We start from the raw sequence: 7314 nt of genomic DNA, 5'->3' as shown, positions 1-7314 counted from the left end.
GCCGGCCTGTCACGCCGGAGGTCGAGGGTTCGAGCCCCTTCTGAGTCGCCAAGTAAAAAATAAGTTCTAGCTTATGCTAGAACTTATTTTTTTATAATAAAAGCTTTTTTATTTTCATATAGCTTACTAAGGAAGCTTTACTATAAAGGTCGTATTTAATACTAAATCTTATCATAAAAGTACCTACAAAAGGAGTATTAAAAACTTTTGAGGTACTTTTGAATATTTATATAGAACAAAGATTATTTTTCTTCATTATTTATAATTCTTATAAGATTACCTTTATGTCTGAGTATCATTAAAACACAAGCTGCTATGGCAGAAAATACTATTGCAGCAGGAAATTTCATAATGAAACACATAATAGGTATTGTAATCCCTATCGAAATCGACCTAATGGAAACTATACTTGTAAATGAACGAAGTATAAAGTAAACTGTAACTCCAATCAATGTTGGAATTGGTGCAACTAAAATGAACGCACCAAGAGTAGTATTTACACCCTTACCACCATTAAATTTAAGAAATGGAGTAAAGTCATGGCCTAAAATTACTGCTATTGTAATAAGAGAAAGAAATATACTAGATGATATTGGTAAATTAATAACCTTAATCAAATACATTCCTAAAAATACTGGAATTATTCCTTTTAAAATGTCAATTATCTGAGTGATGATTGATATTTTAGTTCCAGCAATTCTTTTAACATTTGTTGAACCTATGTTTCCACTACCTTTAGTTCTTATATCAATTCTATATAACTTTTTAGTAAGCAAGTATCCTGTTGGAATTGAACCACATAAAAAAGCTATTACAATGGTTATTATAATAATCATTTCTTCCACCTTAAGTTTATTTTAATTTGTTAAATTTAATCATTACAGTTGGCCATACTTAAAGACCACGACTATTATAACATAATTAATACCTTAATGAATAGTTACAATTAGATATATAACTCATATTTAAGTAATTAATATTTTTTCAATATGTTGCGCAAATTAAAGAAAGATTAATTATTTAAATAAACGTTTAAAAATATAAATATTATGAAAAGTTAACAATTGCTCATTGATACGGAATAGTAACTATTTTATCGATTATATAAAAACCAATCGTGCTTGTTATTTGCAAGATTATAATAAAGCACTAATTTCACCTATAGCCATAGTATCATCATTAGAAATAATAAGTTAAATGAGTTTTTGCTTCATCCTCATTAAAATATGAAGTAAAATTGTTTTGTTAGTAAGGTTGACAAGTCAACGCAAGATAAATATAATATAGTCGACTAATCAAATATATTATAAGGAGAGAATGATTATGGATGTTGAAAGCATGAACTTCATAATGGTTATAAGTAAAATTTTTAGATATAAGCAAATGTATTTAGAAAAGGCCTTAAAAGAATATGGATTAAGCAGTGGTTCCAGCCCATATTTGTTTAATCTTGAAGGAAACGAAGGTATAAGCCAAAACGGCTTAAGCAAAGAACTTGGCAATGACAAGGCAATGTCCGCAAGAACAATTACAAAATTAGTAGATCTTGGTTATGTTTATAGAGAACAAGATGAAAAAGATAGTAGATCTTATAAATTATATTTAACAGAGAAAGCTAAAGAAGTATTGCCCAAAATTCATGAAGATGTTCAAACGTTGATGAGTTTAATAACAGAAGATGTATCAGAAGCAGAAATGTTAATTACAATGCAGTCTTTAAAGAAAATTCTAATCAATATTCGAAGATTAAACAAATTTGAGAATTAATGTAATATGGTTGTGTAAGTTAAATAGTGACAAGTGACAAAGGAGGAAAATTAATGGAAAATGCAAAAAATAAAAGCAAATGGTCCATATTAGTAATAGTTTTAATGTTTACAGTTATGTCTGCCCTAGACGGTAGTATTGTAAATGTAGCATTACCTAAAATGGCTACTGCTTTAAATGTAACAACATCTAGTATACAGTTAGTTGCAACAAGTTATTTAATAGTAATCGCTGGGACAGTATTGATTTTTGGAAGACTTGGAGACATGCTTGGAAAATCCAAGATGTTCACATTTGGATTAGGATTATTTACTCTTGGATCTTTGTTGTGTGGTATAACAAATTCTTTTCCAATACTTATTTTAGCAAGAATAGTACAAGCTATAGGCGCTGCTGGAACTATGGCTAATAATCAAGGGATTATTACAGAAACATTCCCTCCACATGAAAGAGGAAAAGCTCTTGGATTTTTAGGTACTTCTGTAGCTTTAGGATCTCTAATAGGACCAGGACTTGGAGGACTAATAGTAGGTGCAGCAAGTTGGGAATATATTTTTTTAATAAATGTACCTATTGGAGTAATAGCACTATTTTATGCTATTAAATTGTTACCGAAGGGGAATAAAACAGTTAAGGGAAAATTAGATATCTTAGGAGCTGTATTATTTATGTTTGCAATTGTTCCACTTTTTGGAGCTTTAGATGAAGGTTTAAACATTGGCTTTTCAGATCCAATGATTTTATTGAGCTTTGCCATCGCAATTATCTCATTTATAATATTTATTTTTGTGGAAAAGAAAAAAGAAGATCCTTTATTACAATTGAATATATTTAGTAATAAATTATTTTCTTTAAGTATATTTTGTGCATTTGTAACTTTTGTAGCAATCTTCTGTAACAATATTATTCTGCCATTTTATCTTCAGGATGTAATGAATTATACACCAGAACATACTGGATTAATAATGATGGTTTATCCATTACTCTTAACTGTAGTAGCACCTCTTAGTGGAAGCTTATCAGATAAAATTGGCTCAGAGCTTTTAACCTTCATAGGTTTAATACTTATAAGCCTAGGTTTAATATTAATGTCCACTTTAAATGTAAATTCAACTGTAATAATCACAATAATATTCATAGGAATTATGTCTATTGGTATGGGATTATTTCAATCGCCTAATAATTCTTTGATAATGTCAACAGTATCGAAAGAGAAACTTGGAATTGCAGGAAGCGTAAATGCTCTTGTAAGAAACTTGGGAATGGTATGTGGGATAGCTTTAGCCACAACGCTTTTATATAGCATGATGAGTTCTATAATTGGATACCGTGTTACAGATTTTGTAGCAGGAAGAAATGATGCTTTTATATATGCTATGAGAACTGTATATATAGCGGCTGCAGTAATAAGTTTAATTGGAGCTGCCTTGACTTTCTTAAGATTAAGAAGTAAAAGAAGCTAAGAAGCTTTAATATGCATTTAAAGCACTAGTTTTAAGTTTAATATGAACAAAGATAAATATATACTTTTGTTCATAAAAATATATTTTAATAAATAAATATTAAAAAAGGTAACTATGTTCCTATATAACTATAAAGATATGTAAATATCTTTAGAAGATATCAGAGGTTAAGGCATTACTGCGTAAAATAAGAGTTTATGAAATATAAGCTCTTATTTTTTGTACTTAGAATACTATTGATTATAAGACTGATTCTTGAAAGCTTTTAACTATCAATAGAAAAACAACAATATCTTCAATGTAAGTATAGTAATTAGTACATACTAGATGGATTGCAAATATCACACAATTTTGAGCCCCAATATAAGTGATAAATAAAAAAGGTATATAAAGTAAATTCCAAATTTCTTATTAATTCAATTAGTGAAATTCAATTTCGGAATCAAAGAAGAGGATCTAAAATATGTCATGGAGTCATTCTTATAAGAGCGATGCTAAATCTAGTGGTGCAGGACTAGGGTTAGTAATTTCTCGGAATATAGTTGATATGCACAAAGGAAATCTTGAAATTGATAGTGAATATGGAAAAGGCACATCAGTAATAATTTCACTGTCTTTAGAATAGAGAAAAATATTATATGCTATATGTAGATAGAAATTATTTATTTGAAAATTAATACATTACTTAGTGTATTCTATGCAAAAAGCTTATTAGTCTACTTTTAATGAAGAGATTATAGGTGACAAATAGCGGCCATTCCATACATTTTCAATGCCCAGCTCCTTAGGAGAAATATTCTGGTAGTCTCCCTTCATGCCTTCTATATTAATGCTGCCATTTTCGGTAATTGTAACAACAGCATATAAACCATCTTTATATAAAACTATGTCTTTTAGAAAAGGATATTGTTTATGAATTTCCTTAGAATAACAAAAATGCTCATGTTCAGGACCAAACCATATATATGACATTGAGTTAAGTCCAAAATAATAAGTTTGTCCTATTTTCTTTAGAGAATCACCATGGTCATGTTCATTTATACATAAAAGTACCTTTTTATCCTTGTTATTTACTGCATCAATCAAATTTCTGATTTCACATCTATTATATACACCTCTTTTAGCAAATTCATTTTCAAAACTATGGTGTGAGAAAATAACATAATACTTATTGTCATCATTTAATTGAGACTCTAACCATTTTAATTCATGTGCTGGAAGAACTGGATATATATCATTTGTTTTGTTATAATTTTTCCTAGAATATGGTTTATATCCTGAATTAGTTTTTATAAAACAGGTATCCAATACAATGAACTTAATTTCTTTATTTTTGAAGGAATAATAAGAGTTATTCATTTTCAAAAAATCCATGACTTTTTCTCTTGGAAATGAATCAGAATCATGATTCCCAATTATATGATAAATGGGCTTTCCGATACTGCTCATTTTATTAAGTAAAAATTGATTTTCTTCTTTAGGGATGCAAAAGTCACCAAGTTGAATAACAAAATCAATGTCTGCATCTTTTATATTAGTTATAAAGTCATCAATTCGCTTACAACCATCGTGAATATGGTCATAATGTAAATCAGTGAACACTGCAAATTTTACTCTATTCATAAGTACACCTCCATATAAATATTAACATATAAACTTATTTAGTAGAATAATGCAAAAAAGACCAAAGAATATTCTTCGGTCTTTTTGAGAGAGTGGATATATATCAAATATAGATAAACAAATATGTATGCTATCTTGGAAGGCTGCTACATAAGTTAAGTCACTGCTTGTCTATCTATAATGATTATCGTATTTAAATTGAATTTATATCATTATCTTTGAACTGTATTACCAAAGATGTTTTTATTATGAGTTCGTGATACACGGATATACGCATATTCAGGAGCTCTATATCCTGAACCATATAATATAAATTCCATAACTTTTTTAGTAATAGTTTTAATGAGTAATTTATTCATTTAACATCACTCCTTACTTCTTGTATTTATATAATTATATCAGAATATTTAGAAAAAAGCAATTTTTATTAATAGATAATCATTATTAGAAAATATGGATAGAAAATTTAAGTTAAATTATGTAAAATTATGTGTTATAATTGGAATATGTATTGAAAATTACTAGAAGATAAAAGATAGACTGGAGATATATAGAAGGAGTAAATAAAAGTATCAGGCATTTAAGTAATTTTATCCAAAATTACTTAATGATTTTAATAAATTATCAAATAATTAGTTTATTAAAAACTAATATAATATTAATAAAAGAAAAAGATAATTAATATCTACCTATAATAATATTGCTTTCCATTTTTTTGCTTAACATCCATAGTAAAATTATTGTTTACAAATTGAGATAATTATATAATTTAAATGGATTGTATTTAGTGAGGATGATTCTAGAAAGAGACAAATCAGTATGTATTTCTAGGAAAGATTAGAAGGGGAATGATTAGTTTGAATATTAAAAGAAAACTGACTTCATTTGTATTAGCTCTTACAATTATATTAAGCTTTGGACAAGCGGCAAGTGTGCAAGCGGCAACTACTAATTCGACAACAACATCGGGTAGCATTACTGTAAATTCATCAAATTCAGTTCCAAATCCAGGTACGCCCGAGAATAAACCGAATCCAATAAATGTTATTTCTAAGTATGATACTAAAAGTATTAATAATACTGGAAATATAAATATTACATCAACTATTGGCTGGAAAAAAGAAAATGGATATTGGTATTATTATAAATCAGATAACACTAAGGTAACTGGGTGGATTAAACCAGATAGTACTTGGTACTATTTAAATAATGATGGTAAAATGGCAACTGGCTGGTTAAACTATAATGGTACTTGGTATTATTTAAATAATTCAGGCAGCATGGCGACAGGGTGGAAGCAATTAAATAATACTTGGTACTTTTTAAATAATTCAGGGGCTATGATAACAGGTGTTAATGTAATAGACAATATTACTTATATGTTTTATAGCAGCGGTGCAATGGTAACAGGCTGGGTTCAATTAAATAATTATTGGTATTATTTTAATAATAGCGGCAGTATGTCAACTGGGTGGATTTTAGATAATGGAGTAAAGTATTATTTGTATGATACTGGTGCTATGGCTAAGGGATGGATTAATCTAAGCGGGGCCTGGTATTACTTAAAATCTAGTGGAGTGATGGCAACAGGTTGGGTAAATTCAGGAAGTGATTATTACTATTTAGATCCATCTTCTGGAACATTAGTTACGAACACTACAATAGATGGATACAAAATTGGTTCTGATGGTAAGAGACCAGTAGCGACTTCAAATGGAAACACTGGAAGTAGTACTAGTCCAGCGCCTAATGGCAATACCGGAAGTAGTCCAAGCACTAGTGGTAATTCAAGTACAACAACAAGTAGTATATATAAAGGTATAGATATCAGTCATTATAATGGCGACATAGATTTTAAGAAAGTGAAATCTGCTGGAATTCAATGTGTATACATGAAAGCTACTGAAGGAACAACGTATATAGATTCATCATTAGAATCTTATTATAGCGGTGCTAAAAGTGCAGGCTTAAAGACTGGTTTCTATCACTTCTTAGTTGGGACAAGCTCTCCTGAAACACAGGCACAAAATTTTTATAACAATATAAAAAATAAGCAAAGTGACTTAAAACCAGTTTTAGACATAGAAACAAGTGGATTTGATGTTATGGATTATACAATGAGATTTATAAATGAATTTAATAGATTAAGTAATATGGATGTGTGTATATATACATATTCAGGTTTTATAGATAATTTAGATAACAGGTTGGCTAAATATTCATTATGGGAAGCTAATTACTATACTAGTTTTTCAAATTTACCATCTAATAGTATATGGAGTTCTAGAGTAGGACAGCAATATACAGACCAAGGTACTGTTAATGGAATTAACGGCAGTGTTGATTTAGATCAATTTACACAAAATATTTTTAGATAATTTAAGCAATAAATATTAAGACTATAAGATGAGGTGTAATATGTATCTCATCTTATTTTGATTTCAATAATTGAAGATATCGA

7 protein-coding genes are annotated in these 7314 nt (G+C 28.6%); 4 read left to right on the top strand and 3 right to left on the bottom strand.

Annotated features, from left to right (window positions below; translation table 11 throughout):
• Positions 1 to 242: 242 nt before the first annotated feature.
• A complete protein-coding gene (plsY, locus tag CLOBL_RS10645; RefSeq protein ID WP_077859008.1) occupies positions 243 to 836 on the bottom strand; it encodes a glycerol-3-phosphate 1-O-acyltransferase PlsY in 594 nt (197 codons plus the stop codon).
• A gap of 487 nt (positions 837 to 1323) precedes the next feature.
• On the opposite strand from plsY, the gene CLOBL_RS10640 reads away from it, so the two are divergent.
• The 3 genes from CLOBL_RS10640 (at position 1324) to CLOBL_RS10630 (ending at position 3855) form a co-directional block, all read left to right on the top strand.
• Entirely contained in the window at positions 1324 to 1767 is a 444-nt protein-coding gene (locus CLOBL_RS10640) for a MarR family winged helix-turn-helix transcriptional regulator (RefSeq protein WP_009171355.1), read from the top strand.
• Positions 1768 to 1820: 53 nt separating this feature from the next.
• Positions 1821 to 3230 carry an MFS transporter gene (locus tag CLOBL_RS10635; protein ID WP_077859007.1) on the top strand — a complete coding sequence of 470 codons (1410 nt, stop codon included), beginning with the start codon at positions 1821 to 1823 and terminating at the stop codon, positions 3228 to 3230.
• Positions 3231 to 3693: 463 nt separating this feature from the next.
• Entirely contained in the window at positions 3694 to 3855 is a 162-nt protein-coding gene (locus tag CLOBL_RS10630; protein ID WP_242953819.1) for an ATP-binding protein, read from the top strand.
• An 86-nt stretch (positions 3856 to 3941) separates the two neighbouring features.
• Here CLOBL_RS10630 and CLOBL_RS10625 read toward each other — a convergent pair whose 3' ends face one another.
• Together CLOBL_RS10625 and CLOBL_RS27960 are read right to left on the bottom strand one after the other, a co-directional pair.
• On the bottom strand, positions 3942 to 4853 hold the full coding sequence (locus CLOBL_RS10625) for a metallophosphoesterase (protein ID WP_077859006.1): 912 nt from the start codon (positions 4851 to 4853) through the stop codon (positions 3942 to 3944).
• Positions 4854 to 5065: 212 nt separating this feature from the next.
• Positions 5066 to 5212, bottom strand: coding sequence for a hypothetical protein (locus CLOBL_RS27960; protein ID WP_179117733.1), 147 nt, complete (start codon positions 5210 to 5212; stop codon positions 5066 to 5068).
• Positions 5213 to 5710: 498 nt separating this feature from the next.
• On the opposite strand from CLOBL_RS27960, the gene CLOBL_RS10620 reads away from it, so the two are divergent.
• Positions 5711 to 7231 (top strand): GH25 family lysozyme, encoded by a 1521-nt coding sequence (locus tag CLOBL_RS10620; protein WP_077859005.1) that lies wholly within the window; start codon positions 5711 to 5713, stop codon positions 7229 to 7231.
• Positions 7232 to 7314: the final 83 nt, after the last annotated feature.

Source organism: Clostridium sp. BL-8, assembly GCF_002006495.1.
GTDB lineage: Bacteria > Bacillota > Clostridia > Clostridiales > Clostridiaceae > Clostridium.
The sequence above is the reverse complement of the archived record's forward strand: the minus strand, read 5'-3'. Positions and strand labels throughout refer to the sequence as shown.

What these genes read in the sequence shown, in the direction of transcription:
- CLOBL_RS10630 (WP_242953819.1), top strand. Translation starts at nt 3,694, where the DNA reads ATGTCATGGAGTCATTCTTATAAGAGCGATGCTAAATCTAGTGGTGCA.
- CLOBL_RS27960 (WP_179117733.1), bottom strand. Translation starts at nt 5,212, where the DNA reads ATGAATAAATTACTCATTAAAACTATTACTAAAAAAGTTATGGAATTT.
- plsY (WP_077859008.1), bottom strand. Translation starts at nt 836, where the DNA reads ATGATTATTATAATAACCATTGTAATAGCTTTTTTATGTGGTTCAATT.
- CLOBL_RS10635 (WP_077859007.1), top strand. Translation starts at nt 1,821, where the DNA reads ATGGAAAATGCAAAAAATAAAAGCAAATGGTCCATATTAGTAATAGTT.
- CLOBL_RS10625 (WP_077859006.1), bottom strand. Translation starts at nt 4,853, where the DNA reads ATGAATAGAGTAAAATTTGCAGTGTTCACTGATTTACATTATGACCAT.
- CLOBL_RS10640 (WP_009171355.1), top strand. Translation starts at nt 1,324, where the DNA reads ATGGATGTTGAAAGCATGAACTTCATAATGGTTATAAGTAAAATTTTT.